Source organism: Mesorhizobium sp. ESP6-5, from assembly GCF_020164695.1.
GTDB classification, from domain to species: domain Bacteria; phylum Pseudomonadota; class Alphaproteobacteria; order Rhizobiales; family Rhizobiaceae; genus Mesorhizobium; species Mesorhizobium australicum.
Map to the genome: position 1 here is coordinate 250,964 of NZ_JAIUGR010000004.1, position 15,113 is coordinate 266,076.

13 protein-coding genes and 1 tRNA gene are annotated in these 15,113 nt (G+C 58.5%); 2 read left to right on the top strand and 12 right to left on the bottom strand.

Going from position 1 to position 15,113, the window contains the following annotated elements; translation table 11 throughout:
- Positions 1–28: 28 nt before the first annotated feature.
- Entirely contained in the window at positions 29–1,141 is a 1,113-nt protein-coding gene (locus LB524_RS08130; RefSeq protein ID WP_181166461.1) for a LacI family DNA-binding transcriptional regulator, read from the top strand.
- Positions 1,142–1,250: 109 nt separating this feature from the next.
- Positions 1,251–2,051 carry a class I SAM-dependent methyltransferase gene (locus LB524_RS08135; protein ID WP_140824238.1) on the top strand — a complete coding sequence of 267 codons (801 nt, stop codon included), beginning with the start codon at positions 1,251–1,253 and terminating at the stop codon, positions 2,049–2,051.
- A 32-nt stretch (positions 2,052–2,083) separates the two neighbouring features.
- Here LB524_RS08135 and LB524_RS08140 read toward each other — a convergent pair whose 3' ends face one another.
- From LB524_RS08140 to LB524_RS08195, 12 genes are all read right to left on the bottom strand, one after another.
- Positions 2,084–2,569 carry an SRPBCC family protein gene (locus tag LB524_RS08140; RefSeq protein ID WP_015314541.1) on the bottom strand — a complete coding sequence of 162 codons (486 nt, stop codon included), beginning with the start codon at positions 2,567–2,569 and terminating at the stop codon, positions 2,084–2,086.
- A 2-nt stretch (positions 2,570–2,571) separates the two neighbouring features.
- Positions 2,572–2,883: an ArsR/SmtB family transcription factor gene (locus LB524_RS08145; RefSeq protein ID WP_015314540.1), complete on the bottom strand. Its 312-nt coding sequence runs from the start codon at positions 2,881–2,883 to the stop codon at positions 2,572–2,574.
- A 160-nt stretch (positions 2,884–3,043) separates the two neighbouring features.
- Complete coding sequence (locus LB524_RS08150; RefSeq protein WP_224525116.1) at positions 3,044–3,802, bottom strand: SDR family oxidoreductase; 759 nt, start codon at positions 3,800–3,802, stop codon at positions 3,044–3,046.
- 91 nt (positions 3,803–3,893) lie between these two features.
- Positions 3,894–3,970: transfer RNA gene (locus LB524_RS08155), tRNA-Arg, on the bottom strand.
- Between the two features lie 326 nt (positions 3,971–4,296).
- Positions 4,297–4,845 (bottom strand): GIY-YIG nuclease family protein, encoded by a 549-nt coding sequence (locus LB524_RS08160; RefSeq protein ID WP_224525118.1) that lies wholly within the window; start codon positions 4,843–4,845, stop codon positions 4,297–4,299.
- A gap of 88 nt (positions 4,846–4,933) precedes the next feature.
- A complete protein-coding gene (locus LB524_RS08165) occupies positions 4,934–5,776 on the bottom strand; it encodes a hypothetical protein (RefSeq protein WP_224525120.1) in 843 nt (280 codons plus the stop codon).
- Positions 5,777–6,077: 301 nt separating this feature from the next.
- On the bottom strand, positions 6,078–8,027 hold the full coding sequence (locus LB524_RS08170; protein ID WP_224525125.1) for a DUF262 domain-containing protein: 1,950 nt from the start codon (positions 8,025–8,027) through the stop codon (positions 6,078–6,080).
- Positions 8,028–8,129: 102 nt separating this feature from the next.
- A complete protein-coding gene (locus LB524_RS08175; RefSeq protein WP_224525127.1) occupies positions 8,130–8,426 on the bottom strand; it encodes a hypothetical protein in 297 nt (98 codons plus the stop codon).
- Positions 8,427–8,470: 44 nt separating this feature from the next.
- Positions 8,471–10,420 (bottom strand): hypothetical protein, encoded by a 1,950-nt coding sequence (locus LB524_RS28975; protein WP_224525129.1) that lies wholly within the window; start codon positions 10,418–10,420, stop codon positions 8,471–8,473.
- A complete protein-coding gene (locus tag LB524_RS08185) occupies positions 10,372–11,508 on the bottom strand; it encodes a DEAD/DEAH box helicase family protein (protein WP_224525132.1) in 1,137 nt (378 codons plus the stop codon). The genes LB524_RS28975 and LB524_RS08185 overlap by 49 nt, the downstream gene beginning before the upstream one ends.
- A gap of 64 nt (positions 11,509–11,572) precedes the next feature.
- The gene (locus LB524_RS08190; protein ID WP_224525136.1) at positions 11,573–13,225 is read right to left on the bottom strand and encodes an RNA-binding domain-containing protein; all 1,653 of its coding nucleotides are present in this window, start codon (positions 13,223–13,225) and stop codon (positions 11,573–11,575) included.
- A 4-nt stretch (positions 13,226–13,229) separates the two neighbouring features.
- Positions 13,230–15,104, bottom strand: coding sequence for a site-specific DNA-methyltransferase (locus LB524_RS08195; protein ID WP_224525139.1), 1,875 nt, complete (start codon positions 15,102–15,104; stop codon positions 13,230–13,232).
- Between the last annotated feature and the right edge of the window lie 9 nt (positions 15,105–15,113).

Sequence of the window (15,113 nt, forward strand, 5' to 3'; positions counted from 1 at the left end):
CTAGACAGGCTGGGAATTTGGGGGCGGCATGAGCGAGACGACGGACCAGGCCATCAGGAAGCGCCGCAAGGCGGCGGCAAAGCCCAAGGGCCGCGTCACCATGACCGACATCGCACGCGCCGCCGGCTGCTCGCAGGCGACGGTTTCCTTCGTGCTCAACAATTCACCTGGCATTCGCCTGTCGCGGCAGACGCGGGAGCGGGTAATCGAGGCGGCGCGCGCGCTCGGCTACAGCGCCCCCGCCTTCTCCGCGCTGAAGCCCGTTGCGGCTTTTGATGGCCCGGCCTTCGAGGGACTTGACGGCGTGATCGGCTTCGCCGTCGACCAGCTCGCCACCAGCCCGGAAGCGGTGGTCGCCATCGAAGGCGCGCGCCAGGCCTCGTGGAATGCCGGCAACGTGCTTCTGGTGGCGCAGACCATGGGCGACGCCGTGATGGAGCCGCGCGCCATCTCGGCGCTGACCAGGCGCGGCATTTCGGCATTGATCTACATGACCATCTTCACCCGCGAAATCACGGCGCCCGATTTCCTCTACGGCCTCGACATCCCGGTCATCCTGCTCAACTGCTACACGGCGGACTATGCATTCCCCGCCGTGGTGCCCTCCGAAATCGCCGGCGGCCAGAGCTCGACGCGACACCTGATCAGCCACGGCCACCGCCGCATCGCCACCATCACGGGCGAACCCTGGATGCAGGCAGCACAGGACCGGCTGAAAGGCTACCGCCGCGCGCTCGCCACCGCCGACATCCCCTTCGACCCCGAACTGGTGGTCGAGGGCGACTGGTCGGCCAGCGCCGGCTACGCCGCGACAGTGAAGCTCTTGGCCCTGAAGGACCGCCCGACCGCCATCTTCTGCCAGAACGACCGCACCGCGATCGGCTGCTACGAAGCCCTGAAGGAAGCCGGCCTGCACATTCCCGCCGACATCTCGGTCGTTGGCTATGACGACGAGGAAATCGCCCGGCATTTGTTCCCGCCGCTGACGACGTCGATCCTTCCGCACATGGCCATGGGCCAATGGGCGATCGAGCAGCTGGAAGCGCCTGCGATAGTGGGGCGGGGGCGACATCCAATCACCAAGCTGGAATGCCCGCTGGTGGAGCGCGAGAGCGTGGCGGCATTCAAGGGTGTCGCATAAGAGCCGGACTTTTCCTCCCGCACTCGGAGGCAGGCGTCCGCCGTGCTCCCCTGCCTTGGCTTCATCCTGATAGAGGTCTAGCCTGCGCCCGCAGCCAAGGGAGGGGCATATGACGTCGAGTTTCACCGTTCATGACGCGTCCGGCTATGAGCAACTGATGGGCCGCTGGAGCCGAAAGCTCGCGCCCAGCTTCATCGGCTTCGCCGGGCTCGCCCCCAGCGAAAAGATCCTCGACGTCGGCTGCGGCACCGGCAGCCTGGCGTTCGAACTGGCGAAATCCGCCGACCTCGCGGCGATCGCGGCCATCGACTTTTCGCCTGTTTTCGTCGAGGCCGCAAAGCGACGCAACACCGATCCGCGCATCGAGATATCGCAGGCCGACGCCACCGCCTTGCCGTTCGCCGACAATGCGTTCGACCGCGCGTTGGCGCTGCTGGTGCTTCACTTCGTGCCGGAAGCCGGCAAGGCGGTTGCCGAAATGCGCCGGGTGACGCGGCCGGGCGGCGTGGTCGCGGCCGTGGTGTGGGACCATCTCGGCGGCATGGCGGGCATGCGCATGATGATCGACACGGTCGCCGCGCTCAGCGAGAGCGGGCGCCAGCTGCGCGGCCGCTATTGCTTCCAGCCGATGATGCAGCCCGGCGAAATGAAGCGGACCTTCATCGAGCAGGGGCTGGCCGACGTGACCGAAACCGAGCTGATGATCCGCATGGATTACCAGGACTTCGCCGATTACTGGGCGCCGATTTCAGCCGGCGAGGGCCCGCTCGGCAAATACGTGACCACGCTGGAGGCAGCCGAGCGCGAGCGCACCGAGGCTGCCGTGCGCGATGCCTATCAGGCCGGGCGACCGGACGGCCCGAGGTCGTTCGCCAATGTCGCCTGGGCGTGCAGGGGCGTGGCGCCCTGACCGCCCAGGCGCGAAGCGCCTTTGAACCGTGATCAGGCCTGCCGAGCAACCAGATCGGCATAGCGCTGCAGGTAAAGCGGCCAGCCCTGATCGCCGGCGACGCTGTCGCGCACACCTTCCCAGCCCTGGCCATGGCGCTCCAGGTTGCGGTGCTCGATCTCGACGCGGGTACGCCCAGCCGTTTCGGCGGTGAACCGCACTTCCCACTCGCTGGTCTTGGCCGGGTCGGTCTCGATGCGCCATTGCGGGCTGATGTCCCAGCTCAGGAGCACGCGGTTGGGGGGCTCATAGGCCAGCACGCGCGCCCAGCGGCACTCGCTGCCGTCGACGCCGCGGTCATAGACGTGGCCGCCGACGCGAGGCTCGAACACCGTCTCGGCGATCTGGGCTGCAAGCAGGTTATGCTCGGGCGGTTTGAAACTGCCGAAATCCTCGGTGAAGACCTTGAAGGCGCGCTCGATCGGCGCCTCGACGACGACGGATTGTTTCACGGAGGCGATGGGGATCTGGGTGTTCATGGTCACTCCTCTGGTGGGGTCTCGACGGCCAGCTTGTAGGCCGCGAGCGTCTTGCTCCAGAACCGGTCGAGCCAGGCGCGCATCTGGCCCAGCCCGTGCGGATCGATGTGGTAGACGTTGCTGGCGCCCTTCGGCTCCGCGCGCACCAGCCGCGAGTCGCGAAGCACCTTGAGATGCTGCGACACCGCGGACTGCGACACGCTGACCTGCCGCGTGACCTCCGCCACCGAGCGCGGACGCTCCGCGATCAGCTCGAAAATCTGCCTTCGGGTCGGATCGCCCAGGGCGGCAAGCTGTGCGCTATCAACAGTCATGACTTATGATTAGTGCAGGCTGATGGTTGAGTCAAGTGACGGTGCCAGCGGCCAGGTGGCGGCGGGGAAATTTCTAACGAGATAGAGGTTACACTTCATTACGGTGGAAGGAGTTGCGCCAAGGTGGAAATCCGCCAAGGCATGAGACTGGCCGCGCCGTCTATCCCTTGCGTTCTTCAAGGCTGTTGCCGCCATCGACCACCAGCAAGGCGCCGTTGATATAGCTGGCGCTCTCGGAAGCCAGGAACACGACCGCCGCCGCGACCTCGTCGGGCCGGCCGGCGCGGCCCGGCGGCGCATGCAGGGCCGCCATCCGCTCCGCCTCGCTCGACGCGCCGGTTTCGATCCAGCCGGGCGCGACGGCATTGGCGGTGACCCCGTGGCGCGCCGCTTCCAGCGCCAATGTCCGGGTCAGGCCGACCATGCCGGCCTTCGCCGCGGAATAGGCGGCGGTGCCCTGGTAGGATACCAGCGGCCCGGTCACCGACGCGACGTTGACGATGCGCCCATACCCCGTTTCGACCATCGCCGGCAGAAACGCCCTGGTGACGAGAAACGCGGTCTTCAGGCTGGTCTCGATGCCCCGGTCCCACTCGGCCTCGCTCATCGCCAGGAACGTCTTGTCCACGGACGGCGACGCCAGCGATCCCATGCCGGCATTGTTGACCAGGATATCGACAGCGCCGGCCTCGGCCCGCAGCCGCTCCACCTCCGCGGCGATGGTGAGATCGGCGACCCCAGCCGTGGCATCGACGCCATCGCCGCGAAGCTCGCCAGCGCGCTCCAGCACCCGCGCGCTGGCGCCGGTCAGGAAAACCGCATGCCCGGCCCGGCCAAACTGCCGCGCAATGGCAAAGCCGATGCCGTCAGCCGCGCCGGCGCCGGTGATCAGGACACGTCTGGTGGTGGTTGTGGCCAAGTCTGGCTCCAAAACCCCTTCGGGCCAAAAGTGTTACCCATGTCTCCGGTATAAACCGTAACCTATGTGTCCGGAACGGACCTTGGAAGCATGGCGCACCCGACAGGATTCGAACCTGTGACCTCTGCCTTCGGAGGGCAGCGCTCTATCCAGCTGAGCTACGGGTGCAGCCCCACAGATAGGGATTTTTGCCACCAGAAAAGCCTTCGTTCCCAAATACTTATCCGGTCATTAATTGAATTCTTATCCTGCGCGGCTTTGGCGCGCAAGGCGCTCGTTTGACGCATTTTCTCGACCTCGCTGTGACGCCGTTGTGACACTGTCAAGCCGAAGGGGTACACCATTTTCTGAACTCCCACAGGCAGCTTGGCGGGGAACAGGCCGGCACATGGTCCGCTCACCACCCAGAAAAAGTACTATTTCACCAAAGGCTATCTAAGGGGCGAGTGAACCTGCAAGTCTGGCCGGCAGCCCTCGTCCCCGTACCGTCCAGCCTACCGCTTTGCACGCTCCCGTGCGGCTTGGCGCGCAAGAGCCTCTCGGATTGCTTCGCCATAGCCGCGCGCATCAAGCAGCTTGTCGAGTAAATTCACAGGCTCTTGGTAGACAAGATCGGTTCGGCCATTCCACGCCTTAAATCGGGTTGGGGCAATTCTGATCACCTCAGCTTCAAGCAACTGGATAGTGGCTTCGTTCCCCGGAATGGGCACATAGACCGCTCCACAATAAGCCGCGATGAATTCGTTTCGAACCGCTTTGGCAACTTTTGCATCAGCGACGTTGCTCCGGTCAAAAGGGTCACGCCACATCCGGCCGCAGCAGTAGACTTTCGAGAAGTAATGGCTGTGCGTTTCCGACCCGGTGCGGTGACGCTGATGAATTCGCTTGTGGAAATTCTCCGCCGCTCGCGAGGTCGAGCCAATGTAGCGGAGCTCGCCTTCGTGATTGATGAGCCCGTAGATACCTCGCTGCCGCTGGGGAAGGTCAGGCGTCCGCACGGCATCTTGAGTCGCAAGGGAATGCAAAATATCAGCTGGGGTCATGTTAAGATCTCCTCCTTGGCACAAGTACAGGGGTCCCGCCTCATTCCAGGCGGGGTGAAAATCACTTTTACGGGTATGAGATCGGCGATTAGGGCCGGAAGGTATTAAGTTCCTTTTTCGTTATGAACGTCCACCCCGTAGCCTTCACGATGCCCCAATTTCCTTGCGCGTTGGGGCGGCGCCAGCGTGGTTCTCGTATTTCGTGAAGGGCGGCAAGCGCTTGGTCGAACGTATCAAAGAGGCGTTCTGATCCTTTCTCACCGACCATGAACCCGCTACGACGTCGAAGGCCTGGGTGAAAGATAGTGCCATCAGAAGCAACAGGTACACGGAAGCGTTCGGATGTATCTGCTGCGTCCTTGGGTTCCTGCCAGATCGAAGGCCAAAACGCGCTGCGGCCTGCTAGCCAAGCTGCTGCCTGTTCTACGGGGATACGCCCGTTTTCCGAGGCAAACTGAGCATCTTTGCCGGACATGAGATTGTGGACTCGCCCCACTGAAAGCCCAGCAAAGGTCGCAAGAGAGGTCGGATCGATGGATCCATGTCCTTCGTCGAGCGCCCTTCGCGATGCCGCGAGGTCCAGGATGAAACCCGGCACAGAACGACTGGGGCGATCGCCCAAGGCTACCATTTTTTCGCCGTCCTGAAGACCGAGCTCAATTATCCTCCTCGCGTCTTCGGGCTCGGGCTCCTCCAGAACAGCGCCATAGAGTCCGAAAAAGGCCAGGTTCTCAAAGAGCAAAACAGCCTTCCAAGCGCCGAAGTCCTGAAACTGTTCGATCTCGCGGCCCCGGGCTTTCAAAACGAATTCCTCGAATGCTGCGCAGGTGCTCTTCAGCCAAGGACGCACATCCCAATCCTCATTGCTCTCGCTTATCCTTCGCGATTGCCAGTGCTGATATCGGAGGAGGTATTCGTCCGAGAGTTTCATGGGTGACCTCAATTTTGTGAAAAACGTATCACACGCTCAGCCTTCTTTTGTCAAGGCTGGCGTGAATTTATTTTTTCACGAATATGAGGCTACTGGCGACGCTGAACCGCGAACCACACCATCCGATTGATCCGAGGACAACCAGCACGGCTCGCTCCGGTGCTCGGAAGATCAACTCACACAGGTGCTGCGCCTACTGCCAAGCGGCTCGGGTCCGCTCGTGGCCGTCAGAAGCTTGATTTTAATTAGCGCGTCTACATCCGGAAGCGCCTCCTTTACGAAAGGCCGCGGCAGGCAACGACTAAGCAGCCTCCAGCCTCAGGATCTCATTTGTTGCATAATGGCGGAATTCCTCCGCCGAAGTGAAACAGCGAAAGCCAGCTGCACTAGCCAGCGATAGAACTCCGACTGGCTCATTCAGCAGCACCGCGACTGGCCCGGTGAGTCCCGGTTGCAGGCCGTCAGGCCAAGCCAAATCGAATATGGCCTTTTGGTCCCCCGTAAGGGAGTCGGCATAATCGTAGCTGACCTGCCCACGAGGCAGTCCCTGAGTTTCAACCCAGTCATTGAGGGCCTCTAGCTCCAATTCCTCTGCTTCGCTCGTCACGCCGCCTATCGGGACAGGTTCCACTGTGACAGTCACTGCGGATGCGCCCAACCATTTGGTGTCGCCGTGCAGTAACTCCTCGAAACGCCTGTTGGCTTCTGCAGCCAGGAGTTCCTTTCGTGCTTCCAGGAAGTCGCGGTAGCGTTCGATCTTCCAGAGCGCGGGATCGGTCGGTACCCATTGAGACGCCAGCGCGCCAGGATGCTTGGCCTCCACCTCTGCGAAGTAGACCTCAGGCAGACGATCACTAATGCTCAGATTAGTGTCCTTCGTCAGAAAACAGAAGTTGGCCAGAGCATTCACGTCGGACCGGTTGTGCTTTCGCTTGTAAAGCTGCGCCTTTGGAAATACATGGTGCACCTCCAGGCGGCTCATCTTTCCCAACAGGTTCGCCTTGAGTGGAAGTCCTGTACCCCAGTCTCTAGCCGCCCCCATACGCGTGAGCATGTAAAGGATCGGATAGAAGCGAGCGCCTAGGCTCCAACCCGTGAAATGGGCCGGCTCCACCCGAAAGCCGCCATGCCACAGCCTAAGTCGCTCGAGAAGTGCGTCGAGACCCCCCTGCGACCCCTCGAGCGCCGCCAGATCCTGGTCGATAAATGTTTCCGTTGACCCAGAAAACCGGCCCCACATTCCTGCCTGTGCAAACCAGAAGAGCAGCTTGTCGCTCTCAACCGCGTCTAGCGAACCCTTTTTCTGATCCATAAACCGGACCATCACTGGCACCCCAAACCGACCAAAAAAGACCTGATCGTGATCGAGGCCGAGCCTTCCAGCTATAAGGTTGAGGCTGGCGTCGACGTGCTTTGAAGCGCGCTTCAGACCATCCTGAATGTCGAGTGCGTCCTTGTCGTGTAGATAACTAAATTTGGCCTCGCCGGTAAGGACTGTGTTGACCGAGCGTAGCAACCAATCGAGATTGAAATTGTAGCCGGCTTTTGTCCAGTCCTTGAGCTTGAGCTTCATGGACTCTCGGGCGTCGGGCCATTCTGCACAAATCTTGGCCAAGGCAAGATCGCCTTTAGAGAGCTTGGTGCCGCCGCTGTTCACCCGGTTGAAGATATCGACGACAACATCCAGCGTTTTGTCCGTACCTGTAACCTCCTCGATATGCAGAGCGATGTCGGTTATACCGAGCAGCGTGCTCAGACGACCGGCATAGACACCAACATAGGCAAGCTGATCAGGATTGGTGGACAGGGCCGCAATGAAAGTCCCAAGCCCCGTCGTGCCGGCCTGCATCAATTTCGTCACATCGATCCAGAGTGGATCGTCCTGCATCTTGACGGGTTGGAAAAAAGCGAAGGTTTCCGTGCCGAGGTGGAAACGCAAACCTGTGAATGCTTGCGGGTTTCCGTCGAAGAACTTGGGCGGCTTACCGCGAACTACTCCGTAGAGCGTCGTCATTCGCTGCTGCCCGTCGAGCAACAGCTTTACAATCCCGGCAGCCAGTTGACCGTCACCGCGATGAGCGGCCGATTTGGACTCTGTCGCCCAGACCAAGAGGCCTCCGACAGGGTGACGGCGATAAAGTGAGTCGAACAGGCCCCGGACCTGGTCGCGGTTCCACACATATCCTCGCTGAAACTCAGGCAAGGCCATATGGCCGCTGTCGATATGGTCCAGTATCGTGGAAATTTTCATTCGTCCCCCCAAAACTTAACAACAATTGCCAACGCGCACGGGACGGCGCGCCTGGCCAATCCGGCTTCGTCCAAGGCTTAGATTTTGAGCTGATATTCGTGCTCAAGGTATTGAAGCACACGATCCAGGCCATTCATTATGTGGAGTTCGTTGGCTCCGAACGCATAGTAGCCGCCGATCGGCATCGGCCTTCATGTTTTCATCGACATAGCGCTTCTTGATCTTCGTGCCCTCTTCATCGCGAAAGGTGATTGGATACCGAAATTCACGGCCTTCGCCTTGGAAGACGCCACCCGGTCCCCAATTTTGGATATTTGCATTGTAGCATTCATTGCCGATTATGGACTCAAACTTGATAAGAAGCGTCTTGCGAGCCTTCGTCAATTTCTTGCGTGCCATGTCCCCTCCTCAAGAAAGATAAAGCTGTTAAATTTGTATCTTCTTCACGTCGCCGCGCGTCCGACGATATCCATGAGCTTCTCATAGCTGGTCACAACATCATATCTGACGCGATCCTCAGTGACGCGCCGGCCAATCTCGTCGAAAAACTTTCTCGCGCATTCGATCTTGGTGTTCTCTTCCTGGCGCAGCTTCATTGAGGACATCGTGCCCTTAGTCTCGGCGACAAAGAAAATGTGCTTGACGCTGCCCTCCCTGAACGCAATCGCCCAATCCGGGTTGTAGTCACCGACCGGCGTCGGGATCAGGAAGCCGCGAGGCAGCTTTGCATAGACAACCACCTCGTTACCCGCGTCGAGCTCCACGGCAAATCGGCGCTCGATTTCAGAGTCCGTGATAGCATAGTCGTAAATGTGGTTCTTAAGCTTCCCGCTGGCCCTGGAGAAATCCTGTCCGGTCTGGTTGCCCGTGAAAATATCGACCTCGTAACATTCCGAAAGACTGTCATAGGCAAGGCGCTCGATGACCATTGCCGCTTTCTGCTCGGTAATAATCCGAGAAGCCTCCGAGATGAAATGTTCCGGATTTTGCTTGAACTGGCCGAAAACGCCAGCTGTGATCCGGGTAAGGATCTCCGCCACGGTTTTTCGCGTCAGTTCCGTCAGTTCGGCGATTTTGCCCAGGAGATCGTAGCGAACCACCGAGTGGACGCTATCTGCTCGGTAGGTAGCCTGCTCGTTTTCACCAAAGCCGGTAGCGTGGATAAGCTCTTCATGAGTGAGAGCATCGCGCTGGATGCCCGTTTTTACTGTGTATTGGAGCGGCGTCACTCGCAGTCGGTCATCGAGCGCGCTCGCGCATTTGCGAACGAGTTCATCGGAGTCAAAATCTACGCGAAAAACAGCCTTCCGGTTGATACGCGTCCACAGCTCCTGAAACTCCTTCTTGTCGAAGTTGTCGTTCAACGGGTTGGTCTTGGGTTTCCGACCATCCTCGACCTTTGGCAACTGCGCATCGCTGAACACGCTATCGACGAGCTGGAATATCTCGCTGGCGTGAGGTTTCAGCTCGTCCGGCAACTCTGCCAGGATTCCCGCTTCCTTGGCCTCGTGGTAGGCCTTCGAAATCTGATCCGCATCGTCCGAGTAATCGTTCTTCACCAGGTAGCGATAGATCTGCTTTGCCATCGCCGGCGTGATCTCGATCGGCCCGGCCTCGGTCGTTATGGTCTTGCCAGCGAAATAGGCCTCGGTCGCCTTCCTGGGTCGCGACGTCAGGGTATCGGCTATTTCCTTCTGCAGGCCACTGACGAAATCCTTGTAGCTCTCGCTGGCAACGACTGTGAGCACATTGATATCGTGGACGACAGCGGGGTGATCCATCCGGTCGCCGTGCTGGTCGACTGATAATCGCAGGCCGCGGCCAACCTCCTGGCGCCGCGAGATCGTATTGTCGCTATGCTTGAGCATGCATATGACGAATACGTTGGGATTGTCCCACCCTTCCCGGAGCGCCGAATGGGAAAAGAGGAAGCGGGTAGGCTCTCCGAAGGAGAGCAGCCGCTCCTTGTCCTTCAATATCAGATCGTAGGCGTCCACATCGTCGGAGTCGACTGCGCGTACGCCGACCACGGGATCCTTCAGCCGGTTCGTCTTCTTGTCGATCGAGAAATAGCCATTGTGGGTCGCCGCAGCGGCGATACCGGCTAGGTGCTTACGATAGGCTTCATTGTCGATCGCCAGCTCCGAAAGATATTCCGCCTTAAGAAGCTCATACTCCTCCTCAAACACGCGCGCATATTCACCCTTCTCGTCGGGCCGGTCGTAGTCTCGATACTTCACCACCTCGTCGATGAAGAACAGCGACAGCACCTTGATGCCCTGAGCGAAGAGCTGCTTCTCCTTGTCGAGGTGCGTCTTGATGGTTTCGCGGATCTGGATGCGCCTTATGTCGCGCTCGGAGACATCGCCGGTCGCTTCACCTGCCCGAAGCACTGCGCCGTGCTGAACTCGACGGTGTCGTTGCGGGCATCGATCTGCGAGATGGTGAAGCCGTTACGATACTGGTCCAACTCGCCGGACTCGGCGAAAAGATCATCTCGGAACTCCAACCGCTTGAGCTGATGTTTGATCGCGCCGGACTTGAGCTTCACCTCCAGCTCGATCCGGGCCACCGGCGCTTTCTTCGAGATGTCGATGCCCTCAAGGTACAGATAGGCGTTCGTGCCCGCGAGGCCGCGGGTCTGGATCCCCCGCACGGCAATCTTCTTCACCAGCTTTTGGTTATAGGCGTCGAGCGCGTCGAGCCGGTGGACGCGGCTATGCTGAGTCCGATGGGTAGCCGAGTAGCGCAGGATCATTAGCGGCTTGAATTTTGGCAGCGCCTCCATCGTGGCGGCGCCTTCCATCTTTTGCGGTTCGTCGAGGATCAGGATGGGTCGGTTGCTGGCGATCACGTCGATGGGTTTGCGCGACTGGAAATCGTCCAGCTCGTCGTAGATGCGCCGGTTGTCGGCGCCGCGGGCGTTGAACGCCTGGATGTTGATCACCATGACGTTGATGCCGGCGTCCGATGAAAAGCTCTCCAGCTCGTGCAGCCGCTTGGAGTTGTAGATGAAGAAGCGGGCTTTCTTGCCGTAGCTTTCCGTGAAATGGTCGGCGGTGATCTGCAGCGACTTGTAAACGCCCTCCCGTATTGCGATGCTGGGCACCATGATGATGAACTTCGACCAGCCGTAGCGTTTGTTCATCTCAAAGATCGTCTTGATGTAGCAATAGGTCTTGCCGGTACCTGTCTCCATTTCGATGTCCAGGTTGAACTTGCACCCGGCGCTGGAGACGAGCTTGTCCGAGATAGGCAAGTTTTGCCGCCGCTGGACTTCTTTGATGTTGGCCAACACCTGGAGGTCGGTGAGCGCGATGTCAGCGTTCTTGAACCCGTCCTCAAAGGCGCTTGCCTGTGCCTTTCGGCCGGGATCGATCCGGTAGGTGACGCCGGCGACCAACGGCTGCCCGGCAACGCAGTCGACGACCGACTCGACGGCATTGGTCTGATAGGGCTGGACCTTGAATTTGAGCTTCATGGCGGGGGCGCTGCTTTCATATTTCTTTCGTGGCTTTCGTAGTCTTTCTTACGATGTTCACGCTTCAGTCCATGAGTCGCCAATCGGGCAAAGCTCGGGAGCCCGCGTTTCGCATACGGCCGCTCCTCCTTAAGTGACTGAGAAGATTGCCAATTTTATTTCTTTTTTGATTAGCGTCCAGCGCATCGCTGAGCTTGTTCCAAAGAAGGTCGTCAATGTCCTTTCGTGAGGCCCGCCCGAACTTTCGTAGAAAATTGACCACCATCTCCTCATAATGATGATCGTCGAAGGGCCGAGTCTTGATGTACTGCGCCTTCTGGGAAGTAGCATCGGCCACTGTGGCGGACACGTGCAGATTTGGCCTCCGGCCCTCAATTAGCTTGGCGCGCCGAAGCCTTATGACGGCGTCATCCGGAATAGGCAGCTTTTTCTGCACGCGGTCCAGCGCAAGAACATCCTGGAGTTGAAGGCCGGAGTTTTCCATCAGCCTCCGCGTGTAGGCTGGATCCACGACGCCGCCATGGATCGTCAAGCAGACACCATTGTCGGAAAGCGCATAGTCGGGAAGCGGGAAATAGCGCTTGCGCTGCTCATCGAACATCCGATGGATCCCATAGCCCATGGTGTCGATCATGTTCAGTTCTGTCATGGCCTGGGTCAGGAAGGGATTGCGATAGCGGCGGGGAGTTTTGGTTCCCGCTACATAATCGTCCGGTCCGCCTTCAAAAAAGGTTCCTTCATTCTCGAAGGTCAACTTTGCGGGATACTCAGTGACGACGACGCGGCCACTACGACTGTAATCTTGATGGGCAATGCAATTATGCAACGCCTCCAGAACGACCACCTGGTCGTATTTTGAAACTTCGTACGGCAGCAACTCGTCCTCCGGGAGAAGTCGGAGCTGGATGTTCCGGATCTTTCGGAACAACTCGGTTGTCTTCAGCAAAAAGGGTGGGCCGAAGTGCTCATAAGCCCGTTCAGGCCCCTCCAACTTCCAAGTTATTTGGGCGGGATGAGGCGAAAGAAGATAGGCCGACTCAGGCTTGCCAAGCAGTAGCAACGCCGTTCGGGTGATCTTGCCATCCTGGGTCACTTTCGCACGGTCGAGCATGGTCTCCAATCCCCAGCTCGCGATCTCTTCCGATGTGAACCGGTTGGCGTGCTTCTTCGAGAAAGCTGCCCGTGCGCGTTGACATGCCAAGGGATCCAAATGATCCGTGGTGGCAGTCTCGACCACCTGCGCGCTCCAATCGCCGCTCAGCGTCTGGTTGCGGATTTCGTCTTGCTTGTCCAAGCCCATGGGAGCAAGGCTTTCGCCTGCCCGGGCGTGGTAGTGCCCCTTCCAGGCTATCGGCAGTCCCCGCGGTGCCGCCGGTACTTCCATCATCACCACACGTCCGCTGGGATCATGCAGTTCGTGGATGTTGCGGAACGTGACGCTTGGCTCGGTATCTGCGGTAATCTGCTGCTTCAGCGACTGCAGCCTGTCAGGCTGAACACGATAATCAGTGCCGACGATAGTGCGTGTTGAGTTTCTGACGCCGAAGACAAGCCACGCGCGCTCCTTGCCACGAAGGTTCGCTTCGTTGGAAAGAGCCGAGAAATACCGACCTATCTTGTCGGTATCGAATGTGTCGGTCGCTTCCTTGAATTCTACAACTTCGTTCTCCCATATGGAGATAAGTTCGGTCAGAACGGCTTTAAGCGCGGCATCCATCGTCTCAGACCGACTTGACGTCAGTGCCGGGGGAGAGCTGGCGGAACACTTGCTCGACATTGATCTTCACGGCGTCCGAGACGAAGCCGTTGTCGCGGAAAACCACGCGCAAGGGCTCGTGGCTGGCGAGTTCCTTCACCAGTTCCTCGGTCACGCCCGTATCGAAGCAGGCGACGAGCGCGTTCTCGTCCACGAAAAAGATGGTCTTGCCCTTCACCGTCTCGCGACGGATCGGGAGCGTCAGATCGACGCCCCAATCGACGAGCACCTGGAAAAGCAGGTCTTCGGCGGTGCGGTCCGGCTTGATGTTGTCAACCGCGTGGAGCAGGTCCCTCTGATCGACCTCATCCGGACGGTAGTAGACGTCCTGCATGTTCGACGTGTCGATTTTCAGGACGCGAAAGCCGACATCCTTGTTCCAATCGGGATGGGATTTCTTACTAAGAACTTCGGCTCCGGCACGCCGGATGCGTTCCTTCGATATCTCAGCGATGGTTTTGTAACCAGCCTTAAAGGCCTCGGATTGGTCATGGGTCGGCTCCGGTAGTTGAACCATGATGAACCTACGACATCCGCCGTCCAGAGCATTTTTTCTTAAAACCGCATGCGCCGTAGTCGAGGCACCGGCGAAGAAGTCCATTACAATAGCCTTTGGGTTTGCACCCAGGTCGATAATGTACTCCAGCAGTCCGATCGGTTTAGGATTTTCAAAAAGGACAGAATTACCAAATATCTCATCCATCTCGCTAGATCCGGATGTATTTAGCGGAGCAAAATCCCACAAAGTAGTCCACGTTGCGCCATCTTTTACATCGCACAGGAAGCGCTTGAGCTTTGGGGACGCCTCCCCATCGCGACCAAAGTAAATCTCATCGTTAGAAATAAGATTGTTAATGCGCTCGCGATTAAAGCGCCAATTTCCGTTGTTGGTGGGATAGAATTCTTTGCCTGTGTTTGGGTTTACAATTGGAAAATAAAGCGCTTGGGAGTACCTCCCGCCTTTGACATTGGCAGTCAAGTCGCCAGCAACCCACGGGCCCTTTGGGTGGTTATCTGGGTTCTTGTACCGAGCGATCTGCTCATCGCTTCTAGGCCGGAGATTAAGTCCCGTGAGGTCCTTCTTTATGTAAACCAGGATATAATCGTGTTGGGCACCGATTACCTTATCGTTGGGCGGTGTATTTCTCTTCTTCCAAATGATCTGGGCTGCAAATTGCTCCTCGCCGAAAATTTCATCGCATATCTTTCGAAGGTTGGAGACTTCGCCGTCGTCGATCGATGTCAAGAAGACTCCGTCATCGGAGAGTAGGTTTTTCGCAAGACGCACACGAGAATACATCATCGTGAGCCAGTCGGAGTGGAAGCGGCCGTTTGAGTCAGGGTTAGCGACCAACTTCTCTCCTGTCGCGCTTGTCTGCAGGGATTTTAGCAAGAATGCTTCTGAGTCTTCGGAAAAGTCATCGTCGTAGACGAAATCTCGACCCGTATTATAGGGTGGATCGATGTAGATGAGCTTTACCTGCCCCAAATAGGTTTCTTGAAGAAGCTTGAGCGCTTCGAGATTGTCGCCTTCGATGAAGAGGTTGCCTGTCGCCTCGAAATTTACGCTTTCGCCAACTGCGGGACGAAGCGTCCTTGCAATGGGTGCATTTGAGGCCAGCAGCGCCTCCTGCTTTCCTGGCCAGTCCAAGCGGTAACGCTCCCATCGGCCGTCTACAATGTGGTCGCTAAGCTCTTGGCGAAGCTGATCAAAATCGACAGCCAGCCGGGCCTTCCCGGTATTGTCCGTTGCCTCGGTGACGCAGCCGGGAAACAGCGCGCGGATTTTCGCGATATTCTCCTGTGTCAGGTCGGGGCTGTGCATCTTCAGCTTTTCCATACTTGTCCT

Excerpts from the sequence above, each read along its gene's own strand:
- LB524_RS08165 (WP_224525120.1), bottom strand. The coding sequence starts at position 5,776 with ATGAAACTCTCGGACGAATACCTCCTCCGATATCAGCACTGGCAATCG.
- LB524_RS08170 (WP_224525125.1), bottom strand. The coding sequence starts at position 8,027 with ATGAAAATTTCCACGATACTGGACCATATCGACAGCGGCCATATGGCC.
- LB524_RS08130 (WP_181166461.1), top strand. The coding sequence starts at position 29 with ATGAGCGAGACGACGGACCAGGCCATCAGGAAGCGCCGCAAGGCGGCG.
- LB524_RS08160 (WP_224525118.1), bottom strand. The coding sequence starts at position 4,845 with ATGACCCCAGCTGATATTTTGCATTCCCTTGCGACTCAAGATGCCGTG.
- LB524_RS08135 (WP_140824238.1), top strand. The coding sequence starts at position 1,251 with ATGACGTCGAGTTTCACCGTTCATGACGCGTCCGGCTATGAGCAACTG.
- LB524_RS08185 (WP_224525132.1), bottom strand. The coding sequence starts at position 11,508 with ATGAAGCTCAAATTCAAGGTCCAGCCCTATCAGACCAATGCCGTCGAG.
- LB524_RS08140 (WP_015314541.1), bottom strand. The coding sequence starts at position 2,569 with ATGAACACCCAGATCCCCATCGCCTCCGTGAAACAATCCGTCGTCGTC.
- LB524_RS08175 (WP_224525127.1), bottom strand. The coding sequence starts at position 8,426 with ATGGCACGCAAGAAATTGACGAAGGCTCGCAAGACGCTTCTTATCAAG.
- LB524_RS08145 (WP_015314540.1), bottom strand. The coding sequence starts at position 2,883 with ATGACTGTTGATAGCGCACAGCTTGCCGCCCTGGGCGATCCGACCCGA.
- LB524_RS08195 (WP_224525139.1), bottom strand. The coding sequence starts at position 15,104 with ATGGAAAAGCTGAAGATGCACAGCCCCGACCTGACACAGGAGAATATC.
- LB524_RS08190 (WP_224525136.1), bottom strand. The coding sequence starts at position 13,225 with ATGGATGCCGCGCTTAAAGCCGTTCTGACCGAACTTATCTCCATATGG.